Below are 21,161 nucleotides of genomic sequence, written 5' to 3' on the forward strand. Positions count from 1 at the left end.
TTTACGGCTCGGCGGACGCGACCGCTCTACGGCGCAACCCGCGGCCGGTCGCGTCCCGGCCCCTGACCCGTCACCGTCGCGCACAGCCCGGCCAGCGCGTCCCTCGCCGCGCAGTCCGGGAGGTCCCCGAGCGCCGAGCGTGCGCGGTGAGCCCGGCGCCGGGCGTCCCGCAGGGCCCGCCGCGGCGCCGGGTGTGCGCGCGGCGGGTCGACGGCGGTACCCAGCACGTCCTCCGTGAGTCTGAGGGCGGTGCCGAGCCGCTCACCGTACCGGGCGAGTGCGTCGCCCACGCGGTCGCCGGCACCCGACGCGAGGGCGCCGAGCCGCGCCGAGGCGCCGGTCAGCGATCCCGTCCGGGCGGCGGCGACCTCGACCTGGTGCGCGACCGGATCGCATCCCTCACCCGGGCCCGTCCGGGCCAGCATCCGGCCGGTGACCATGCGTGCGTACGCGGCCGTCTGGGCGCGTACGGCGTCGGGGCCGAGGTCGGCCAGGAGTTGCGAGGCGCGGGCGAACAGGAAATCGCCGGTGAGGACCGCGACCGACACAGGCCCCAGGACGCCGGAGCCCGGCCCGGGGCGCGGGGCCGCCTGCGCGTCGCCCACGGTGTCGTGCCCGAGCACGGCGAGGTGCGTCAGTTCGACGGCGACCGCCGCGGGCGCCACCCCGGGAGCGTGCGGGTCGCCGAACCGCGCGGCCAGCAGCACCAGCAGGGGACGCAGCCGCCGCCCCGTCCCCGTCCGCAGAAGACTCCGGCCGGACTCGCTGATGAAGGGGACATCGCTCTTCACGGCCGCCAGCAGGCCCTCCTCGACGGCCGCCGCCTCGGCCAGGAGGTCGGCCCGAAGGGCGCGGTCCCGCGGGTTGCGGCCGAAGATGTGGGCGATGGTCATGGGCGCTCCTGTCGGATTCCGCTGATACGCACGCTTGACATGATTTTGCGGGTATTTGCATACGTACGGGCGCCACGCGCGGGCTCACACCGGGGCCCGGGTGGTGGAATGCGCCGGTCGCGAGAAGGGTTTCCTTCTAGTTCCTGGTACCTGGTACCTGGTTCGCCAGTTCGCTGGTTCGGCCGGTGTCGCTTCGTGTTCATGGAGATGCCGTGACGGAGATTTCGCAGCTGACGAGGGGACCCGTGACGAGGGATCCCGCTCCCGCCGCCGTGGTCGGCGCGGAGGCGAGGCCGATAGCCGACTACGCGCTGTTGTCGGACCGTCAGGGCGCGGCGCTGGTGGCGCGTGACGGGTCGGTGGACTGGCTGTGCCTTCCCCGCTTCGACTCCGCATCCGTGTTCGCCCGGTTACTGGACCGTTCCGCCGGTCACTGGTGGATCCGTCCGGTCGGCGTCTTCACCGTGCGCCGGGCGTACGTGGACGCGTCGATGGTGCTTCGAACGGAGTTCCGTACCGACACCGGCACGGTCGTGGTGACCGACGCGTTGCAGGTGGGGGCGTGCGCGAACGGTCGGGACCTCGGCCGGGAGGTGCCGCACACGCTGCTGCGGGTGGTGGAGTGCACCCGGGGGTCGGTCAGGATGGCGGTGGAGTACGTGCCGCGGCCGGAGTACGGCGCTGTCCGGCCGCTGCTGGCGCCCGCCGACGGGGGCCTGATCTGCCCGATGGGTTCCGGATCGCTCCTGCTGTCCTCACCGGTGCGACTCCAGGGGCGGGCCACGGCCCGCGGGCAGCTGGTGCTGGACGCCGGGGACCGGGCCGGTTTCGCCCTGCAGTACGTGCCGGCCGGCGCCCGGCGGAGGCTGTGGACCCAGGCCGAGATCGAGGCGGCCCTGGCCACCACTCTCGACGCCTGGCGCTCCTGGGCCGCACTGAACCAGCGGTACGAGGGACCGTGGCAGGACGCGGTGCGCCGGAGCGGCCGGGTGCTCCAGGCGCTCACCTTCGCCCCGACCGGCGCGGTCGTCGCGGCGCCCACGACCTCGCTGCCGGAGGCGGCGGGCGGCGAGCGCACCTGGGACCACCGTTTCTCCTGGGTGCGGGAAGCCTCCTTCGCCCTGCACGCGCTGTCGGTGGCCGTCTGCCCGGCGGAGGCGGAGGCGTTCTTCTCCTGGATGGCGCGGACCGCTTCCGCGGAGGGCCCCGCCGACGGCCACCCCCTCCAGGCGGTCTACGGGGTCGGGGGCGAACGGGAGCTGACCGAGCGCACGCTCGACCATCTGGCCGGCTGGGGCGGCAGCCGGCCCGTGCGCGTCGGCAATGACGCATGGCGGCAGCCTCAACTCGACACTTACGGCGAACTGTTGGACGCCGCGTATCGGCTGCGTGACCGGCTGCACCTGCTCGACGCGGACGGACGGCGGTTTCTGACGAGCCTGGCCGACGCGGCCGCGGTGCACTGGCCCCAGCCGGATCACGGCATCTGGGAGTTCCGCAGCCAGCCACAGCACTTCCTGTACTCCAAGCTCATGTGCTGGGTCGCGCTCGACCGCGCCATCGCCCTGGCCGACGAACTCCAGGCCGCCGCGCGGGTGCCCGCGTGGACCGCGGCCCGCGCCGGCATCCGGGCGGCGATCGAGACGTACGGCTGGAGCGACCGGGCCGGGGCGTACAGTCAGGCGTTCGGATCCGCCGTGCTGGACGCCTCCGCGCTGATGCTGCCGATCACCGGCTTCACGGCGCCGGGTGACGCGCGGGCGCGGGCCACGGTCGCCGCCGTACGGGAGCGGCTGACCGGTCCGAGCGGACTGGTCCACCGCTGTCAGCGCCTTGACGACGGACAGCGTCTTGACGGCGGACCGGAGGGCGGGGAGGGCCCCCTGCTCCTGTGCACCTTCTGGCTCGCCCACGCGCTCGCCCTGATGGGAGAGGTCGCGGACGCGAGGGCGGTGTTCGAGCGGGCCGCCTGCTGCGCCAATGACGTGGGGCTGCTGGCCGAGGAGGTGGATCCGGACGACGGTCAGCTGCGCGGCAACTTCCCGCACGCGCTCAGTCACATCGGCCTGGTCAACGCGGCCTGGGCGATCGGCCGGGCGGAGGCGGGCGGTCACGGCTGAGGGGCCGCGGGCATCCCGCCCGCGGCCCCTCGTACGTATGACCTCGACCTGCCTTTGACCTACCTCGACTTACTTCGACGAGGTCTCCGGCTTTCCCTTCAGCAGGGGCGCCTGGTGGTCGGAGAGCAGCGCCTTCTTGCCCGGGTCCAGGGTCTTCCAGTCGTCCTTGAGGACGCCACCGGTGTCGCCCGAATTGGGGTTCCAGGACCAGTAGGTGTAGCTGATGCCGTTCTTCTTCAGGTACTTCATCAGGCTCTGCTGCCAGACGGCCTCAGTGCTCTTGCCGGTGCTCTTCCTGCCGCCGAACTCACCGAGCAGCAGCGGAGCGGTGTTTTCCTTCTTCAGGTAGCCCCAGTGCTTGTCCCAGAAGGCCGGCATGTTGTCGGGGAAGTTCTTGTCCATGAACCAGTTCTGGTTGTAGACACCCGGGCCGTATTCGTGCGGGGAGTACACGACCTTGTTGGCTTCCTTGAGCTGCACCGGGTGTTCCTTGACGTGGCGCAGCTCACCGCCCCACCAGGTGGACTCGTCCTTGTACTTGTCGTTGCCCTCGACGAAGATCAGCCAGTTGGGGTTGACCGAGTGGATCGTGTTGCCGGCCTTCTCGGCGGCCATCTTCCAGTCGGTCTTGGGGTTGCCGTCGCCCCAGGTGGCCTGGCCACGCGGCTCGTTGTGCAGGTCGGCGCCGATGACCAGGTCGTTGTTCTTGTACCGCTGGGCCAGCATCTTCCAGTCGGACAGCCACTTGCTCTCGGGGAGCTTGTCGGTGTACCAGAGCTCGCTCTGGCCCCACTGGTCCGGACGGTGCTGGTCGAGAATGACCATCAGCCCGTGCTTGGTGGCGCTCTCGACGACCTTGTCCATGACCTGGAGCCCGTTCAGCCCCTTGAGATCCGGGTTCTGCTTGAGGTCGATGCCGTTGGGCTTGCTCTTGGCGTCGAAGAGTTCGTTGGAGTAAGGCAGCCGGAGCGTGTTGAACCCGGTGTCGACCATCTGCTGGAACATGGAGTCGAGGTTGCGCGTCCACAGGCCGTGCGGTGCGAACGTGCCGGTCTCCAGACCGAACCAGTTGACGCCGGTCAGGGTCACCGTCTTGCCCTTGGAGTCCACGATGTTGCCCCCGGAGGTGCTCAGCGGGCCCTGGCTCCCGGAGTCGGCGCTGGAGCTGCTGCCGCTCTTCACGGAATCCATCGTAAACGCGGAGACGGTGCCTCCGACCGCGGCAACCGCGACGGCCGCCCCTGCGACGCCGAGAATCATGCGGCGGTTGAGACCTCGCTTCTTTTCGGTCGCGGACTGGGTCGGTTCGGCGTGGTTTTCGATGGGGGAATTCATGCGGTAAGACTCCTGAGGAATTCGGGTACGGCAGTTTTAAGAATGCTGATATGGGGCGTGGTCGGCGACGTTTCCGAATACTCCGTGTGTGGTTCCGTGGCCGTTGAAATGAAGACGAGAACGGCCGTGGGGAGGAGTTCGGTGAGCGCGTTGCCGGGTTGCTGCGGCGGCCGGTGCGGCCGGCGCGGCGCGTCCGTGTCGACCAGGACCACGTCCGGGATCATGTCGCTGACCAGCGACAATGCCTCGGTCACCGTGGCCGCTGCGCCCACGAGTTCACATCCCGGCTCGTCCGTGACGAGATCTGCGAGAGCAGCCATTACCTGGGGATGGGGCTCCACGACGAGAACTCTTTTCACGGGCGGGGAACTCCTTCGAGCGTTTATCTGCCATGCCCAGAAGGCTAGAAAAGAGGCGCCGTCAGAATCGACGTACGACGGATCGAAATCCGGGCACGCCAAACGGCCGAATTCGGGCTACCTCAATTGAGGTAGCCCGAATTCGGCCGTTTTGAGTTCCTTTTGAGCTCTTTGATGTGGCCTGTCGCTCAGCGGCTCAGCGGCTCAGCGGGGCTGCGGCTCAGTGGGGCTGCGGGGCGGCCGACCGGCCGCTCAGCGGGCCAGCAGGTAGGCGTACTGCGCGTCGAACGTCCCGGGGGCCGCGGCGCAGCCGTCGGCCTGGCCCGGCGGCTTCACCCACAGATAGGCGTCGACCCCACGGACACCGGTGTCGGTGGTGGGGGCATGGCCGAGACGCCGACCCGGGGGATCACATGGATGATGGCCTCGGCCCGGCCCGGCACCGTTGCGGCTGGTGTCGATCACCATGGTCAGCCGGGCGTCGGCCAGGTCCCCGATCACCGCGTAGCCGTAGCGGATCTCGTCACCCGTCCTGTTGAAGTTCGACACGTTCAGGGATATGCCGTCCCCGTACCGCGTCACGCCGGCGCGACGGAGCCGGTCGGCCATGGTGCGCGCGGGGTGCCAGGCCGAGTTGCCCGCGTCGTAGTACACCCGGGCGTTCGGCGCCTCACGCCGCAGCACACGGCCCGCGTAGGACAGGGCCTCGTACCGTTCGAGCCGCTCCCGGGGGCTGAGGCAGTCGGCGAGCGCGAGGGCGTCCGGTTCGAGGATCACCGCGGCGCTGCCGGGGCCGATTCCCCGGGCGAAGGCCCTGACCCACTCCCGGTAGGCGGTGGGATCCCCGGTGCCGCCGCTGCTGTGGCCGGAGCAGTCGCGGCGGTGCACCGCGTAGGCGACGAGGACCGGCAGTGCGTCACGCGCCCGGGTCGCGTCGATCACCGCCCGTACCTGCTCCGTCACCTTCAACGGGTCCGGGTCGGTGAACCAGGACGCCTGCGGCCGGTCCGCGATGTGCTTGGCGATGACCGCCGCCCGGGGATCCCCGGCGTTCTCGTGCACCCAGAGGGCGGCCGGAGTGTCGGGGTCGGTGTAGAGGCGCGTGTCGGCGGGGAAACGGGGCGGCGGCAGGACGAGCGGCGCCGCGGCTCCGACACCGGGAGCAGAGAAGAACGGAGCGGTGGTCGCCGCCGTGGCCAAGGTCACCAGGAGGCCCAGAGCGGACAGCAGAGCCGTCACCCGCACCCGCCAGGCGTGCGGATACGTACGCCCCGGGTCCGGTGTTCCGGGGCGTACGTACGGGGAGGCGGGGGTGTACAAGCCGCTCCCGCCGTCAGTCGTCGTCCGTGGCCGACACGGTGCGCCGGATCAGGAACCAGGAGACACCGGCCAGCACGACCAGCGCGCCCGTCGCGGCCGACACCACCATGATCGGCCCTGTGTCCGAGGAGCGGGCGGCGGTGTCCCGGTCCGCGGACACCGTGGACGCGGAGTCGGACACGGCCGTCCGCTGCGGCAGCGCCGCGGCGGGAGCCACGATCGCGGAGCCCTGACCCCGGCCCCGAGGGGTGGCGGTTTCGGTCAGCCGTCGTGTGACCTGGTCCACGGTCCACTTCGGATGCTGGGCGCGCACCAGCGCGGCGGAGGCAGACACCCAGGACGCCGCGAACCCGGTGCCGGAGCCCGTCCAGTAGTCGTCGTTCCTGGCGGTGGTCAGGATGTCGACACCCGGTGCGGCCAGGTCCACGTTCTTGCCGTGGTGGGAGTCCGGCCAGAGCGCGCCCTTCTTGTCGATGGCGGCGACCGAGAGGACTTCCGGGTACGCGGCCGGGTACGTCTGCGCGTTGCCGGTCCCGCCCGTGTCGCCCGCGCCGGCCACGACCAGGGCGCCGTGCCGGACCGCGTACTCGACCGCCGCCTTCAGGGCGGGGCTCGAACGGCGGAAGCCCACCGTCACGTCGATGACCTGGGCTCCCTGGAGCGTGGCCGCCGTGATCGACTTCGCGGTCGCGCTGGTCGCGCTCGTGTTGTCGCGGTAGACCCGGAAGGGCAGGATGCGAGCCTCGGGAGCGAGCCCCACCAGGCCGTCGCCGCGGTAGTTGCGGCCGGTTCCGGCGATGATGCCCGCGGCGTAGGTGCCCTGGTACGTGGCGGTGCCCTCGTCGCGCGTGTTGTAGACGTCCGAGGTCTTGATGACACGGCCCTTGAGGTCCGGATGGGACGCGTCGACTCCGGTGCCGATCACCGCGACCGTCACGCCCTCACCCTTGGTGATCTTCCAGGCCTGCTCGGCCTTGAGCGAGGTCAGAGCCCATTCGGACTCGCGAAGCGCCCCGGCGCCCGCCGGAGCGGCCTTGCCCGGCATGGTGAGAGTGAGCGCCAGCGCCGCGACCGCGGCCAGGGCGCGTCCGGCGAGCGCGGAGCCCGAGGTTGTACGACCTGTCATGGCGAAGCACCTACCCCTGCTACCCCTCGGGGCCTTCTGATGGATCTCCGCGGCGTCGCGACGTCCGGCACGCCCTCCCCCACTGCCTCAAGGGCGTGGGGGGACCCCCAGCCGCACGGCGTGGAGGGACAGGTGGCTCCGCCACATGACCCTCCACGCCACACGCCGATCGCACGCACCGGACGCCGCTCCTTCCTCCACGGAGATCCATCAGAAGGCCCCGTGCTGGTGGATGGGGGGCCGGGCCGTCGTGACGGGGCGGCCCCGGCCGTTCCGGCCCGGGCTCCCGACCGGAGCGCCGGTCGGGAACTCGCCTGCCCGCCCATGGTCCGGGGCCGGCGCGAGGCATTGCACCCGCGAATGGGGGAGAAGCGGCTCCCCTCTTCGGGGGATCGGGAGGGACCGCTGAGCCCGATACCGGGGCCCACCGCCCGCCGCTCCCCCAAATGGGGGACCTGACGCCTCCCCCGAAGGCGGGGAACACCCCTCACCCGTTCACGTGATGTCCGCGACCGCTCATGAGCGCAGGCTGGTCTGCGGTGGTCTCGCCGGGCGGGACCGAGGGGCATTTCTCTTCGCTTGGAGGAGCCGCGATGCACCGCTCTCGGACGGCACACGTACGCGCCGACGTGCCGCGCACACCAGACGGAGAACCCCCCGGGAGTCCTCCCGAGCCCCCGGCGCACAACGGCCGGGCCAGAGGACCTGCCGCGAGCCGCATCCTGAGATTCGCGGTGGTCGGTTGCGCGGGTGCGGTCGTGAACACGGTAGCGCTGTACGCCCTTCACCGTCTGCTGCGCGTGCCGCTCGTCGTCGCCTCGGCCGCGGCCGTCGAACTGGCCGTCATCCACAACTACGTGCTGAACGACCGGTGGACCTTCGGGATGCGAACCCTCTCACTGAGGCGGTTCGGCAAGTTCAACGCGTCCATGCTCGCCGGCCTCGCCGTCAACGTGCTGGTCCTGTGGGCCCTGGTGCACGGCGGCCGCCATCTCGTGCTCGCGAACGTGGTCGCCATCGCCGCCGCCTTCGCGGTCAACTACACCTCCAGCGCGCTCTGGGTGTGGCACGGGACCTGGGGGAGGAATCGATGACCTTCCTCCTGTACACGGGACTGGTCCTGATCTCCGTCCTGCTCACCGTGCAGTCGGCCCATGTGCTCTTTCTGATGCTCTACACCTGGGACCAGCCCGGTGCCGAGCGGAAGTCGCAGGCACCGGAGACCTTCCTGCCGCCGCAGCTGTCGTTCAGCGTGCTGCTGCCCGCCCGGCACGAGGAGGACGTCATCCAGACGACCATCGACCGAGTGGTGCGCGCCGACTATCCGGACGATCTGCTGGAGGTCTTCGTGATCTGCTCGGCCGACGACACCGGAACCATCGCCAAGGCCCAGGAGAAGATCGACGAACTCGGCCGTGAGGGACTGCACAACGTCGAGGTCGTCGTCTTCGACGACAAGCCGATCAACAAACCGCACGGGCTCAACGCCGCTTTGCCGCACACGAGTCACGACGTGGTGACCATCTTCGACGCCGAGGACGACATCCACCCCGCGATCTTCGACCTGGTCAACACCGTGATGATCGAGGACGAGGTCAATGTCGTCCAGGCCGGCGTGCAGCTGATGAACTATCAGTCCACCTGGTACTCCGCCCTGAACGTCCTGGAGTACTTCTTCTGGTTCAAGAGCCGTCTGCACTACCACGCCCACTGGGGCTCCATCCCGCTCGGCGGCAACACGGTGTTCTTCAAGCGGGACTTGCTGGTGCGCCTCGGCGGCTGGGACGAGCACAACCTCACCGAGGACGCCGACCTGGGCCTGAGGGTCTCCGCCGCGGGGGAACGGGTGCGGGTCGTCTACGACGACCGCTATGTGACCAAGGAGGAAACCCCGCCCACGCTCGGCCACTTCATCCGCCAGCGCACCCGGTGGAGCCAGGGCTTCATGCAGACCCTGCGCAAGGGCACCTGGAAGCAGATGCCCACCCGCAAACAGCGGTGGCTCGCCTTCTACGTGCTGGCCTTCCCGCACGGACAGGCGCTGCTGGGCGTGTATCTGCTGTTCTCCCTCGGCATGATCCTCCTGTTCAAGGTGCCGGTGCTGGTCGCGCTCATCTCGTACCTGCCCGTGCTGATGCTCGTGGCGCACTTCCTGACCTCGGTGGTGGGGCTGTACGAGTTCACCGAAGCCCACGGGCTGGAGGCGTCGGCGAGCGCCGTCGTGCGGATGGCCCTCGCCTGGTACCCCTACCAACTGGTCCTGTGCTACGCCGCGATGCGCGCCATGCGCAGGCAGTTGCAGGGGCGGCACGACTGGGAGAAGACACAGCACGTAGGCGCCCACCGGGCCCAGGCCGAGGGAGCTGAGTCCCGTGTCGCATGAACAGAAACCGAGGCTCAGTGTGGTCCACGAGAAGGCCACGGCACCGGCCGAGGCCGCCGCGTCGCCCGAAACCACCGCGCAGGCCGGGCAACGCCCGGACGAGAACGTGTCCGTGGCGGAGGGCCGGTTCCCCCCGCTGGGGCACAGAGGGCGGATGGCGCTGGTCTTCGCCATGGTCACCGGGCTCATCACACACGGCTGGCACCTGTTCCAGTACCCGCTGTACCTCACCGACGAGGGCATCTACATGCAGCGGGCGTGGTCGCTGATACGGGAGACCAGGCTCTCCCCGTACACCTATTCCTACGACCACGCTCCCGGTGGCTGGATCACTCTCGCCGGATGGGCGTACCCGCTGCCGAAACAGTTCGAGACCTTCGGCAACGCGATCAACACCGGCCGGCTCCTGATGCTGCTGGTGCACATCGCCAGCGTCTACCTGCTGTTCGAGGTCACCCGCAGGCTGTCCGGCAGCGTGCTGGCCGCCTTCGTGGCCACGTTCTTCTACAACGTCTCTCCGCTGGCCGTGTACTTCCAGCGTCAGGTCCTGCTGGACAACATGATGATGTTCTGGGTGCTGCTGGGGCTGCTCGCCCTGCTGCGCCCGCAGTTCCGCATCAAGGACGCGGTCGGGGGCGGGATGGCCCTGGGAATCGGCCTGATCACCAAGGAGAACGCTCTTTTCTTCGTCCCGGCCTTCCTGTATCTCCTGCACCGCAGGATCAAGGGCACGTCCAACCTCCGGTTCACCCAGATGTTCTGGCCGTTCACGATGCTGATTCCGGTCAGCGGGTACCTCATGTACGCGACGCTCAAGAACGAGCTTCTGCCGAGCGGGCTCAGCTTCAATCTGAACAGCCCGCCCACCGAGCACGTGTCGCTTCTCTATACCGCCTGGTGGCAGGTCAACCGCACCGAGGGAAAACTGTTCAGTCACGAAGGGCTCCTGTATCAGAGCTGGCTTTTCCGGGACGCGTTCTTCCTGTACGTCGGAGTGATCGCCATGGCCTTGTGTCTGCTCTGGGGCCTGAAGGACCGTAATCGCGATCTGGGATTCCTGATCAGCGGGGCGCTCTCTTTCGGCTACTTCTTCTACCTGCTGCGGGGCAGCGTGGTCCTGGACTTCTACGTGGCTCCGCTGATTCCGATGTTCGCCATCAACATCGGAATGGCGACGGACCGGGTGATGACCTGGATGCGTCCCCTGCTGAAGCAGGGCGGTCCCGTCTATCGCGGGCTGCGCCTCGGGCTGCCCTGCTTCGTCATCGCCCTGCTGCTCATGTCACCGACCTCGGGATACCTCATGACGACGAACACCGAAGGGCGCGTGAAACTCGCGGACCAGTACGACCCGAAGCTCAACCTGACCGACCTGCAGCGGCAACAGGTCGACTGGATACGCAAGAACATCCCGCCCGACGCAAGGATGATCACGGACGACGACATATGGATGATGCTGCATGACGTGCGCCCGTTCTATCCGTACGCACATTCCCACTGGAATGCGGCATCCGACCCGGCCGTGCGGGACAAACTGTTCCGCAAGAAATGGCAGAACATTGACTACATCGTCATGTCGAACAAGATGCGCAAATCCATCGACGACAACAACGGTGATGGCCGGGAGAACTGGATCCTCCAGGGTCTGCGCAATGCGAAGAGGGTCTGGTACATCCAACGGGGCGATATCAAGCTGGAAATCTACCGGGTGGAATAGCCTCAGGGCGGGAGGTGAAGGTCGTGCCTGAGAACGAGAACGGGATCGTGCCTGAGAACGAGGAAAAGAACGTCCCCGGCGGTCCTGACCAGAAAAAGCGTTTCGGCGTGAAGCAGGTCCTGATGGCTGTCATCATCCTCGCGGTCGTCGGGTCCCTGGTGCAGGTGGTCGTCCGGACCGGCGGCTTCGGCGGTGCTCTCAGCACCACCGGTGATCGTGGGGGCACGAAGAAATCCGAGACCCACGAGGCCCAGAGGCCGGAGGGCCGCCCGACCAAGGAGGTCAACTTCGGCAGCAAGCAGCCGATCATCGTGGTCGGCCAGGGCCGGGCCGCGCCGGGCGGCAAGGTCACCGTCCAGGGCGCCGGTTTCAGCGCGATGGCCACGGTGGACCTCCGGCTGGAGGGCGGCCAGAAGCCCGGTGCGGCGGGCAAGCCGGCCGCGACGGTCAAGTCCGACGAGACCGGCGCGTTCGCGGCACAGGTCCGCCTGCCGCAGAACTCGGGCAGTGCGCCCACGACCGTGGTCGCCCAGGAGCGCGGAGGCACGGCCAAGAAGCCCGGAAAGACGGCCGAGGCGCAGGTGATCAGCGGCGGCGGGATCGGAACCGTGGCGATCAACAAGGCGGTCGGCAAGCCGGGCGACGTGGTCTCGCTGTCCGGCCGCGGCTTCACTGCCGGGGAACCGATCGCCGTGTACTGGGGGCGGGTCACCGGTGAACCCGTCACCACGCTGCGGGCCGACTCCTCCGGCGGCATAGGCCAGGCGAGCATCAAGGTGGGCGTCGCCCCGGTGGGGCCCAGCACCCTGGTGCTGGTCGGCCAGAAGAGCAAGATCACGGCAACGGCCCCGTTCCAGATGCTGGGGCTGTACCCCACGGTCAAGTCCACGCCGTGGGCCGTCAAGGCCGCGCAGAAACTGACCGTGAGCGCGCGGGGGTTCGCGCCGGACGAGCGCGTGCTCATCTACATCAACAGCGCCTCAGGGGTCCCGGCCTTCACCTCCAACGCCGACGGGCGGGGCCGGATCCAGGATGTCGCCTTCGAGGTGCCGTTCGGCCTGAAGGGCAAGCAGAGCCTCCTCCTGGTCGGCGAGCAGTCGCGGGCCAAGGCGAACTCCGCGTTCCGCGTCATGCCGTACACCCCGTCCGCGGAGCCCAGCACCTACGGCGGCCGGGCGGGCACCACGCTGAGCTTCTACGTCAGCGGTTTCGCCCCGAACGAAGAGGTGGCCCTGTACGTCGGCGGCAACGAAAGCGGCGGCGGACGGAAGATCGCGACCTTCCAGGTCGACAGCCGGGGCAAGGCAGGGCCCGCGGGCTCCTACCGGCTCACCGCGGCGGACGAGAGCGGCGTGACCTTCAAGCTCGTCGGCCTGAAGAGCGGCAGCACCGCGCAGGCGGGGATCAACAACTCCAAGGGCGGGGGCGGCGGAGGCGGCGGGGGCGGCGGAGACCAGGGCGGGGGCGGTGACCAAGGCGGGGGCGGCGGAGACCAAGGCGGGGATCAAGGCGGAAACCAAGGGGACCAGGGCACTCAAGGGCAGTAGCCCAGGGCCTGTGGGCTGCCTCGCCGGAGATGCCCAAAACTGCGTCTCCCGAGGCGGCCCGTCAGGCAACCCGGTGTTCCATAGTTGTGGGTAGAAACATCATGGAGTGCACCATGACTACCATTTTTGGGCCAAATTCCCGAAGGGTCCTGCAGTTCCTCACCCACATCGAGGACCTGTCGCCCCAGGAGATCGACCGGGTGGCCGGCGTGTGGCGGCAGACCTCCAGCCAGACCCGTGCCGAGGCATGGGCGGAGGTGCGGCGCACCACCACCGACGAGGAGCGCTATCGCATCCTCGTGGCGGCGTCCGTGGCCCGCCGGGCCGCCCTGGACACGGCGCAGAGCCACCAACGGCACGACTGGGCCTTCTGGGCGGCGGTCTGGGACGCGGTGATGGCGATCGCCGTCTGCGACCGGATCGGCGGCCACTACGACACCCTGATCGCCCCGGTCGCCTCCGTCATGCCGTTCCTGGGCGTGTGCCGGCGTGACCAGCTCGGCACCCACCACCTGCCGGACGCCGTACTCGGGGGGAGCGGACGGCCATGAACCACCGTATCCCCGTCATGGTGGCCGACAACGACGCCGAGGTCCGGGAGGCGCTCGCCGACCTGATCGGGTCGCACCCGGCCTTCGAACTCGTCGGCCTGGCCGCCGACCACGAGCAGACCGTGTCGGCGGTGGGCCGGACGCGCCCGAGGGTTCTGGTCCTGGACGTGCAGATGCCCGAGGGCGACGCCGCCGGCACCGTACGCACCCTTCGCGACCGCGCACCGGACACCAGGATCCTGGCCCTGTCCGCCTACGCGGACCGCGAGACCGTGCTGGATGTCCTCGCCGCCGGAGCCGTCGGCTACCTGGTCAAGGGCGCGCCCGCGGAGGAGATCCTGGAGGCGATCACCCGTGCGGCCCGCGGCCAGTTCAGCATGTCGGCCAAGCTCGTCGAGGCCTGCCTGGAACCGCTGAAGCGGCAACCGAGGCCGCTGTTGTCGGTCCCCGGCGTACGAACCACGCCCCCGCGCGTCGACGAGAAGGCGTGCCTGGACCTGCTCGAACAGGCCCCGTGCGGGGTGCTCATCACCGGGGCCCAGGACCGCGTCGAACTCGCCAACGCACAGGCCCGGCACATGTTCGGCTACAGCGGCGCCGAGCTGCGCGGCAAGCGGCTGCGGGACCTGCTGCCCGAGCACCCGGGCGCCGCCACGGCGGCCGGACAGCTGATCGCCCCCACCTCGGCGACACCGGGGCTGCGCCGGGACGGCACGGAGTTTCCCGCGCGGATCGTCGGCGGCCGGCTGCGCAACGGGCGCCCGCGGTACGTGGTGTACGTGACGGACCTCAGCGAGACCGGCGCGAGCGGGGACCGGCTGCGCCAGCTCGTCGACTCCTCGCCGGACGCCATGCTGCTCCTGGACGCCGAGGGCCGTGTCCGTCAGGCCAGCCCCCGCGCCGAGTCCCTGTTCGGGTACAGCCGGGAGCAGTTGCTCGGGATGCTCGTCGAGACGCTGCTGCCCGACCAGCCGCTGACCGTCTCCTTGCGGGACTGGACCGAGCCCTGGCAGGAACGGGCGGGCCACAGCGTGGAACTGGTCGGCCGGCGCCAGGACACCAAGCAGTTCCCGGCCGACGTGAGCGTCAGCCCGCTGCGCACCGGGGAAGGCGTGTTCACCGTGCTGACCGTCCGGGACATCACCGAGGTGCAGCGCGCCCAGTTCGTCCTCGAACGCAGCCTGGAACTCCTGGAGGGAACCGGCCGGGACCGGCAGGCCCTGCTCAGCCACCTCATCCACGCCCAGGAGGAAGAACGCCGGCGCATAGCCGGCGACATCCACGACGACACCATCCAGGTCATCACCGCCGTGGGCCTGCGCCTCCAGCAGCTGCGCGGGCGGCTGACGGACCCCAAGGACGTGCAGGTGATGGACAGGCTGGACGAGACCCTGAAACTGTCGCTCAGCCGCCTGCGGCAACTGATCTTCGACCTGCGGCCGTCCAGCCTGGAACACGGCAGCCTGGCCACGGCCCTGCAGACCTATCTGGACCGGATGGGCGCCGAGACCGGCACCCACTACAAGTTCGAGGACCGGCTGCAGGCCGTGCTGCCCGTCGAGACGATGGTGCTGATCTACCGCACCGCCCAGGAAGCCCTGATGAACGTGACCAAGCACGCGCGGGCGAAGACCGTCCGCGTGCAGTTGCTGGGCGTGGACGACGGCTGCCTGATGCGGATCGTCGACGACGGCGTGGGCTACGACCCGCTGGAGGTGGAGTCCCGCCCGGGTCACCTCGGCCTCGCCCTCATCCATGAGCGGGCGCAGATGGCGGGCGGCTGGAGCCGTGTGGAGAGCGCACCGGGAGCCGGCACGACCGTCGAGTTCTGGGTGCCCCTCGCCGAGGTCCCGCTGCCTCCCCCGGAATGCCGTACGGACGACAACAGCGGCCCCCCGGAACGGCACACCGAGCCATGAAGAGCGCGCCCGCCCTCACCACGGTGCTGCTCGTCGAGGACCACCGGGTCGTGGCGGAGGGGCTGTGGGCCCTGCTCGACGAGTACGACGACCTGACCGTGGTCGGCTGGGCCGACTCGGTCGCCGAGGCGGTGCCCATGACGGAGCAACTCGGTCCGCAGGTGGCGCTGATCGACTACCGGCTCCCCGACGGCACCGGCGCCGAGGCGGCGGACCGCATCCGCGCCCTCGACCCCACGGTCGCGGTCGTCTTCCTCAGCGCCGACGCCAGCGACGCCGCCCTCCTGGCCGCGGTCGAGGCGGGCGCGAGTGGATACCTGCTCAAGTCGGCTGGCGGGGACGAGATCGCCTCCGCGATCCGCGCGGCAGCCGCGGGCGAAACCCTCATCCCCGCCCGCACCCTCATGGAGGTCCTCGCCCGGCACCGCGAGACCACCAGGGTCTTCGCCGAGCAGACGGAACGGCTGGAGAGCCTCACCAGCCGGGAACAGGAGATCCTCGCCCTGATGACTCAGGGCGTCGACAACCGCGCCATCGCCGACCGCCTGACCATCAGCTACGCCACGGTACGCACCCATGTACGCGGAATCCTGGAGAAGCTGGACGCACGATCCCAGCTGGAAGCGGTCGCCAAGGCCGCCGAGTGGGGCTTCCGCCCGGCGCAGCCCGACCCGGCAGCGGAGACCAACGAATCCTGACGGCCGGACGCCGGGCCCGTCCGCGCCATGACGGCGCGGCCGGGCCCGGCGTGCCGGGGCGGGCGGATCACACCACGCCGCTCTCCCACCACCACGAGCCGGAGCCGTACGAGGGGTACTGGACGCGGCTGTCGACGTGCTGCCAGGAGTGTGTGTACGCCTCAAGCCCGGAGAAGCCGCAGGTCTCGGCGATCCGGTACACCTGGAGCGTGCTGTGGCCCGACACCACGATGTCCGCGGCGACGCCGTAGACGTGCATGCTGTTGGACGCGCCGCCCACCGAGGCGTTGTGGGAGACGCTGCGGAAGCCGGAGTTGATCGTGACCGCGCTGTTCCCGGCCTTCTTGCGCAGGGCTTCCAGCTTGTACATCGTCCGGCGCACGTTCTCCTTGACCTGGGCGGAGCCGACCTTGCCGCCGCCGAAGCCGGAGCCGTCCTTCGACTGGAACTCGCTCCAGTCGAAGTGCGCCGTCGATCCGTCGCCGCTCTCCAGGCTGTTGAGCACGCTCTGGGTCTGCGGGCCGACGACACCGTCCGCGCTCAGGCCGTAGGCGGACTGGAAGCGCTTGACGGCGGCGGCCGTGGCCGGGCCGAAGTCGCCGTCCCAGGCGACGTAGGTCTGCTGGGCGCTGGACGCGGCCCAGCCGCCGACCCGGATCTGCAACTCCACCACGTCGGCGCCGGAGACGCCCTGCTGGAGGGTGCGGGTCCAGCTGTAGGCCGAGGCCCTGCCCGCCGCCCCGAGGTTGACGGTCGCTGCCAGGCCGAGCGCGGCCGTGACCCCCGCCGCTCCCCGCAGCAGGCCGCGGCGGTCGAGACCGGAACCGGAGTGTCGTACCGAATGCATGGAAGTCTCCTTACTGGGGATGACTCTTTCTCCGCCGAAGGTCAGGCGACCAGGGCCTGCCAGGTGTGGGAACCGACGATGCCGTCCACGGTGAGGCGGCGCGCGGACTGGAACGACCGCACCGCGGAATCGGTGGCGGGCCCGAACGCGCCGTCCACCGTCAACGCGTAACCGCGCGTGTTGAGCTGGCTCTGCACCGCTTGGACCGCGGGTCCCGACGATCCCTGCTGCACGGTGACGATGAGGGCCTGCCAGGTGGCGGGCCCGACGATGCCGTCCACGGCGAGGCCCTTGGAGGACTGGAACGAACGAACCGCGGAGTCGGTGGCGGGCCCGAACGCGCCGTCCACCGTCAACGTCGCACCGTGCGCTTTGAGCAGGTACTGGAGGGTCTTGACCCGCTCACCGCTCGCCCCCTGCTGCACGGTGGGCCAACTGCTGGTCGGCGGCGGGTTGTAGCTTCCCTTGGCGAAAGCCTGGAGGTCGGCCTGGGTGCCGTTGAAGGTGTTCTGGTCGCCGGGGAAGGTTCCGGAGTCGGAGTACTGCCAGATCGTCTGGGCCGACCAGCCCGCCGGCAGTGTGCCGGGGCTGCTGGCGTAACGGGCGATCCACAGCGGGTTGGTGGCCCCGAAGCTGCTGTTGTTGCCGGTGCAGGCGCTCCACCAGTCGGTGGTGGTGTAGATCGTCGGGTAGCGCCCGGTCCTGGCCTGCACCCGGTTGCTGAACTCCCGGATCCAGGAGACCATCGCGCTCTGGCTCATCCCGTAGCAGGTGGCCCCATAGGGGTTGTACTCGATGTCCAGGGCGGGCGGCAGCGTCCTGCCGTCGCCGGTCCAGCCGCCGCCGTTGTTGACGAAATAGTCGGCCTGGGTGGTACCGCTTGAGTTGCTGGGCAGCGCGAAGTGGTAGGCGCCGCGGATCAGCCCGACGTTGTACGCGCCGTTGTACTGCTGGGAGTAGTACGGGTTCTTGTACGTGGTGCCCTCGGTGGCCTTGACGTAGGCGAAGGCGGCGCCCTTGCTCTTGACGGACGCCCAGTCGACATTGCCCTGGTGGCTGCTGACGTCGAGGCCGGCCGGGCCCGTACTGATGGCGAGCGGCGCCACGGTCGCCGACGACGATCCCGCGCGCAGGCGCTGGAGTCCGGCTCCGGCGTGGTCCTGGTCCGGGTGCGTCATGCGCACCGGGATTCCGCGGCCGTCGTCGGCCGTCGCCGTGGCGGCGCCGGGCAGGAGCAGCAGGGTCAGGACGGCGGCCAGCAGACCGGCCGTCCACGCGAGCGTCCGGCCGGAGCCGATACCGGTACCGGTGTCACCGGGTCTGAACCGCGAGAAGATGGCTGCAGGCATGGTGCTCCCAGAGGTGTGTGGAGGGATGCTGCTACGCGCGTAAACCGGGGCCGCCGCGGTGCGGTCATCGGCGGTCGGCAGTGGGGGGTTGGAACTGCGATCCGTTGGTGAGAGCCGGTCACGGTGGGGCGGCCGGCAGGCGATGGCGTGCCGACAACTCCTCCGCGTACAACGTGGGTTGACGCGCGTAAACTTTAGGGAGGCATTGGCATGCTCGCAACATCTTCGGCATGGCGGGAAGTTGAATCCCAGCGGGCCGGACCCGTAGGGACCGACGGCCCGAGCCCGGCTCACCCCGTTCCGCGTGTGAGGCGTTCGTGCACCGGTGCCACGTCCGCGACAGGCGCCGCGCGGCGCCTCACCCGCGGCGGGACAGGGACCGCCGCATGCAGCGGTTGTCAGGGGACGGGTGGGAGCGTGTAGGGTCTGGGGCTGCGAAGGGGAGTAGCCCCGCGAACCGGTCGTCGACATACTGGAACTTTCGGGTTCCCGGTGGCCGGGCTCTTGTCCGGTGGTGACGAGGGCGGGCGAGACCTTCGGCCCTGTGTCGACGACGTATGCGTGTCGGCGGGGTCGAAGCTGCCGCCGTTTCCCCTCGCGCGGTCGTCCTCGAAGCCCCCGCCGGTGCGGGGAGGCTGGACGAACCCGTGATCCATTTCGTATTTCTCCTTGTCTGCGCGGTGGCGATTTACCTGTCGTGCGAGTGGTTCGTCAATGCCGTGGAGTGGCTGGGCGAACGCCTCAACGTGGGCAGGATGGCTGTCGGAACGGTCCTGGCCGCGTTCGGTACCGCGCTTCCGGAGTCGGTCGTGACGCTGGTCGCGGTGACCACCGGGGGCACCGAGGAGGCCAAGGACATCGGCATCGGTGCCGCGATGGGCGGGCCACTGGCCCTGGCCACGGTCGCCTACGGCGTCACCGGCGCGATGCTGCTGCTCAAGCGGCGACGGGAGCGCGCTGCTGTCCTGGCCACCGCCGGTACGCCGCCCTCGGACTCGGCCGTATCCCCGGATGCCGAGGAGGCCACGGGTACTGAGCAGGACATGAAGCGGCTGGCCAAGGACCAGAAGTGGTTCCTGCCGATCTTCATCGTGAAGGTGGCCCTCGGCCTTGTGGCCTTCGCCTTCAAGCCGGCTCTCGGCCTGCTGTTCTTCACGGCGTACGCGGTCTATTTCTGGCGGGAGATCCGCAGCAGCCGAGCCGAAGAGGGTGACGAGGACGAGGAGTTGGAGCCGCTGAGGCTTCAGCCGAAGGCCACCTCGCCGGCCACCTGGGCCGTCGTCGCCCAGACCCTGGCCACGCTGGTGGTGATCTTCTTCGCCGCGCACTTCTTCGTGAAGCAACTCGATGTCATCGGCCCGATGCTCGGCCTGTCCGCGACCGTGACCGCTCTGCTGCTCTCGCCGATTGCCACGGAGCTGCCGGAGATCATGAACGCGGTGATCTGGGTCCGGCAGGGCAAGACGGAACTCGCTCTGGCCAACGTCTCCGGCGCGATGATGATCCAGGCCACCGTCCCCTCCGGGATCGGCCTGCTGTTCACCCGCTGGCACTTCGACGCCGCCCTGCTGTGGTCGGGGCTCACCACCATGGCCGCGATCACCTACCTGCTGCTGACCATGCGTGCCCACCGGCTCACCCCCAGGCGCCTCACGGTCGCAGCGGGCTTCTACGTGCTCTTCGCTCTCGGCCTGATCCCGATCCTCGGCTGACACGCACCGGGGTGCTGCCGCGCACGGCCGACGGGAGCACACCGACAGTGCCGTGTCAGCGACGCCGCACGGCCGTGCCCATCACTCCCTCCCCCGCACACAGGCAAGGGATACACGCCATGGCAGGACCTGCCCGCAAGACGACACGCCCCGATGACGCCAAGGAGACCGGCCGGCGACGCCGGCGGCGTCCGAGACGGCGGACCGGACGGTGGGAGGCGCTCGCCGCTCGCGTCGCCTCCGGCACCAGGAGAGCCGAGATATGACCCCGCGAATTCCGCCTCGGCCGGCGGACGAACCCCTCACTGTCTCCGCCGCCTACGACGGTGACCCAGCCCGTGTCGCCGAGGCCCGTGCCGTCGCCCGCCGCTTTGTCGGCGCGAGCCAGAGCGCGTTCGGGCAGACCGCGATGCCGGAGGACCAGGACACGGTCGAGCTGGTGGTCAGCGAACTGCTGACCAACTCCTGCCAGCACGCACCCGGCCGCGTCCTGCTCACCCTGACCGCGACACCCCACACCGTGGACGTCAGCGTCTGGGACAGCGTGCAAGCCGCCCCCGTCCTGTGCCGCGGCGACGCCGAGCGGGGACACCAGTACGGCATGCAAATCGTCACCGCGCTCAGCGACCACGTCAGCGTTCACACGGAACCCTTCGGCAAGCGCATATCAGTGACCGTTCCGCTCACGAAGGGAGCTACCGGCGACCCAGTCCACTTCTCCAGCCCCTCTGCGGAAAGTCCCTCGGACCTGACCGCGCCGCCGCGAAGGACCCCGGACAGCCAACCGACCGTTCCCGCCGCGGACGGCACCGCCCCGTCCCGCTCACCGGACGCACCACCGCCGCCGTCCAACGCGTTCGTCCCGGTGCCCGGCTGCTGGACCTGCGCGCTCCTTCACTCCGTCGCCGTCGCCGCCTGGTACGGAGAAGAGGGCCTGGAGCTGCGCCACTGGCTGTCGGTGACCGCCAGCGGCATGCAGCACCGCATGCACGATCACGGTCTGCCACCACAGGACCGTCCAGGATGTGGGCCATGACCCACCCGCCCTTTCCCTCCCTTTCCCCTCTGTTTAGAATGCGAGCAGCGAAGGGGAGTAGTCCCGCAATACCGCTGGTCGACACACTGGACAGCTGTCTGTCCCGGCCATCGGGCCCGGCATCACCGCCGCGGCGGACGAGACCTTCGGCCATGCATGACCACCGTGTCCGCACAACCGTGCGGACCGATCCGTCGTGCCGGGCCGAACCGGTTCTCGCCGCCCTCCCAAGTGCTGCGCGAACCGGCG

General features: G+C 69.7%; 17 protein-coding genes and 1 pseudogene. 10 read left to right on the forward strand and 8 right to left on the reverse strand.

Annotated features, from left to right (window positions below):
• Positions 1-26: 26 nt before the first annotated feature.
• Positions 27-893, reverse strand: a complete 867-nt coding sequence (locus IE262_RS17130) for a polyprenyl synthetase family protein (protein WP_189874637.1) — start codon at positions 891-893, stop codon at positions 27-29.
• 212 nt (positions 894-1,105) lie between these two features.
• Here IE262_RS17130 and IE262_RS17135 point away from each other — a divergent pair, with 212 nt between their 5' ends.
• The gene (locus IE262_RS17135) at positions 1,106-3,013 is read left to right on the forward strand and encodes a glycoside hydrolase family 15 protein (protein WP_229877303.1); all 1,908 of its coding nucleotides are present in this window, start codon (positions 1,106-1,108) and stop codon (positions 3,011-3,013) included.
• 69 nt (positions 3,014-3,082) lie between these two features.
• On the opposite strand, the gene IE262_RS17140 is transcribed toward IE262_RS17135, so the two are convergent.
• From IE262_RS17140 to IE262_RS17155, 4 genes are all read right to left on the reverse strand, one after another.
• A complete protein-coding gene (locus IE262_RS17140) occupies positions 3,083-4,204 on the reverse strand; it encodes a glycoside hydrolase family 5 protein (RefSeq protein WP_229877325.1) in 1,122 nt (373 codons plus the stop codon).
• A gap of 140 nt (positions 4,205-4,344) precedes the next feature.
• The gene (locus IE262_RS17145; RefSeq protein ID WP_229877304.1) at positions 4,345-4,689 is read right to left on the reverse strand and encodes a helix-turn-helix domain-containing protein; all 345 of its coding nucleotides are present in this window, start codon (positions 4,687-4,689) and stop codon (positions 4,345-4,347) included.
• Between the two features lie 270 nt (positions 4,690-4,959).
• The gene (locus IE262_RS17150) at positions 4,960-6,027 is read right to left on the reverse strand and encodes a glycoside hydrolase family 6 protein (protein WP_229877305.1); all 1,068 of its coding nucleotides are present in this window, start codon (positions 6,025-6,027) and stop codon (positions 4,960-4,962) included.
• Positions 6,028-6,040: 13 nt separating this feature from the next.
• A complete protein-coding gene (locus IE262_RS17155; RefSeq protein ID WP_189874643.1) occupies positions 6,041-7,153 on the reverse strand; it encodes a S8 family serine peptidase in 1,113 nt (370 codons plus the stop codon).
• A 734-nt stretch (positions 7,154-7,887) separates the two neighbouring features.
• Between IE262_RS17155 and IE262_RS17160 the strand changes: the two genes are divergently transcribed.
• The 7 genes from IE262_RS17160 to IE262_RS17190 all read left to right on the forward strand — a co-directional run bounded on the left by IE262_RS17160 (position 7,888) and on the right by IE262_RS17190 (position 15,968).
• Positions 7,888-8,247 carry a GtrA family protein gene (locus tag IE262_RS17160; protein WP_268249572.1) on the forward strand — a complete coding sequence of 120 codons (360 nt, stop codon included), beginning with the start codon at positions 7,888-7,890 and terminating at the stop codon, positions 8,245-8,247.
• Complete coding sequence (locus tag IE262_RS17165; RefSeq protein WP_134036109.1) at positions 8,244-9,536, forward strand: glycosyltransferase; 1,293 nt, start codon at positions 8,244-8,246, stop codon at positions 9,534-9,536. Before IE262_RS17160 ends, IE262_RS17165 begins: the two co-directional genes overlap by 4 nt.
• A complete protein-coding gene (locus IE262_RS17170) occupies positions 9,526-11,253 on the forward strand; it encodes a glycosyltransferase family 39 protein (protein ID WP_229877307.1) in 1,728 nt (575 codons plus the stop codon). The genes IE262_RS17165 and IE262_RS17170 overlap by 11 nt, the downstream gene beginning before the upstream one ends.
• Before the next feature lie 23 nt (positions 11,254-11,276).
• Positions 11,277-12,800 (forward strand): hypothetical protein, encoded by a 1,524-nt coding sequence (locus IE262_RS17175; RefSeq protein ID WP_189874647.1) that lies wholly within the window; start codon positions 11,277-11,279, stop codon positions 12,798-12,800.
• A gap of 113 nt (positions 12,801-12,913) precedes the next feature.
• On the forward strand, positions 12,914-13,351 hold the full coding sequence (locus IE262_RS17180) for a hypothetical protein (protein WP_189874649.1): 438 nt from the start codon (positions 12,914-12,916) through the stop codon (positions 13,349-13,351).
• On the forward strand, positions 13,348-15,270 hold the full coding sequence (locus IE262_RS17185) for a PAS domain S-box protein (RefSeq protein ID WP_189874651.1): 1,923 nt from the start codon (positions 13,348-13,350) through the stop codon (positions 15,268-15,270). The genes IE262_RS17180 and IE262_RS17185 overlap by 4 nt, the downstream gene beginning before the upstream one ends.
• Positions 15,267-15,968 carry a response regulator gene (locus IE262_RS17190; protein WP_134036119.1) on the forward strand — a complete coding sequence of 234 codons (702 nt, stop codon included), beginning with the start codon at positions 15,267-15,269 and terminating at the stop codon, positions 15,966-15,968. The genes IE262_RS17185 and IE262_RS17190 overlap by 4 nt, the downstream gene beginning before the upstream one ends.
• A gap of 67 nt (positions 15,969-16,035) precedes the next feature.
• Here the strand turns inward: IE262_RS17190 and IE262_RS17195 are convergent, their stop codons facing one another.
• From IE262_RS17195 to IE262_RS17200, 3 genes and pseudogenes are all read right to left on the reverse strand, one after another.
• The gene (locus IE262_RS17195; RefSeq protein WP_189874653.1) at positions 16,036-16,815 is read right to left on the reverse strand and encodes a D-Ala-D-Ala carboxypeptidase family metallohydrolase; all 780 of its coding nucleotides are present in this window, start codon (positions 16,813-16,815) and stop codon (positions 16,036-16,038) included.
• A 41-nt stretch (positions 16,816-16,856) separates the two neighbouring features.
• Positions 16,857-17,240, reverse strand: a complete 384-nt coding sequence (locus tag IE262_RS39475) for a peptidoglycan-binding domain-containing protein (RefSeq protein WP_229877326.1) — start codon at positions 17,238-17,240, stop codon at positions 16,857-16,859.
• A gap of 36 nt (positions 17,241-17,276) precedes the next feature.
• Positions 17,277-18,164, reverse strand: a pseudogene (locus IE262_RS17200) (lysozyme); the annotation flags it as partial.
• A 680-nt stretch (positions 18,165-18,844) separates the two neighbouring features.
• On the opposite strand from IE262_RS17200, the gene IE262_RS17205 reads away from it, so the two are divergent.
• Positions 18,845-19,876: a sodium:calcium antiporter gene (locus tag IE262_RS17205; protein WP_229877327.1), complete on the forward strand. Its 1,032-nt coding sequence runs from the start codon at positions 18,845-18,847 to the stop codon at positions 19,874-19,876.
• 262 nt (positions 19,877-20,138) lie between these two features.
• The gene (locus IE262_RS17210) at positions 20,139-20,912 is read left to right on the forward strand and encodes an ATP-binding protein (protein WP_189874657.1); all 774 of its coding nucleotides are present in this window, start codon (positions 20,139-20,141) and stop codon (positions 20,910-20,912) included.
• The last annotated feature ends 249 nt before the right edge of the window (positions 20,913-21,161 follow it).

The sequence above is a fragment of the Streptomyces bluensis genome (assembly GCF_014650715.1).
GTDB classification, from domain to species: Bacteria; Actinomycetota; Actinomycetes; order Streptomycetales; family Streptomycetaceae; genus Streptomyces; species Streptomyces bluensis.

What these genes read in the sequence shown, in the direction of transcription:
- IE262_RS17155 (WP_189874643.1), bottom strand. Translation starts at nt 7,153, where the DNA reads ATGACAGGTCGTACAACCTCGGGCTCCGCGCTCGCCGGACGCGCCCTG.
- IE262_RS17185 (WP_189874651.1), top strand. Translation starts at nt 13,348, where the DNA reads ATGAACCACCGTATCCCCGTCATGGTGGCCGACAACGACGCCGAGGTC.
- IE262_RS17180 (WP_189874649.1), top strand. Translation starts at nt 12,914, where the DNA reads ATGACTACCATTTTTGGGCCAAATTCCCGAAGGGTCCTGCAGTTCCTC.
- IE262_RS17195 (WP_189874653.1), bottom strand. Translation starts at nt 16,815, where the DNA reads ATGCATTCGGTACGACACTCCGGTTCCGGTCTCGACCGCCGCGGCCTG.
- IE262_RS17210 (WP_189874657.1), top strand. Translation starts at nt 20,139, where the DNA reads ATGACCCCGCGAATTCCGCCTCGGCCGGCGGACGAACCCCTCACTGTC.
- IE262_RS17130 (WP_189874637.1), bottom strand. Translation starts at nt 893, where the DNA reads ATGACCATCGCCCACATCTTCGGCCGCAACCCGCGGGACCGCGCCCTT.
- IE262_RS17140 (WP_229877325.1), bottom strand. Translation starts at nt 4,204, where the DNA reads ATGGATTCCGTGAAGAGCGGCAGCAGCTCCAGCGCCGACTCCGGGAGC.
- IE262_RS17190 (WP_134036119.1), top strand. Translation starts at nt 15,267, where the DNA reads ATGAAGAGCGCGCCCGCCCTCACCACGGTGCTGCTCGTCGAGGACCAC.
- IE262_RS17165 (WP_134036109.1), top strand. Translation starts at nt 8,244, where the DNA reads ATGACCTTCCTCCTGTACACGGGACTGGTCCTGATCTCCGTCCTGCTC.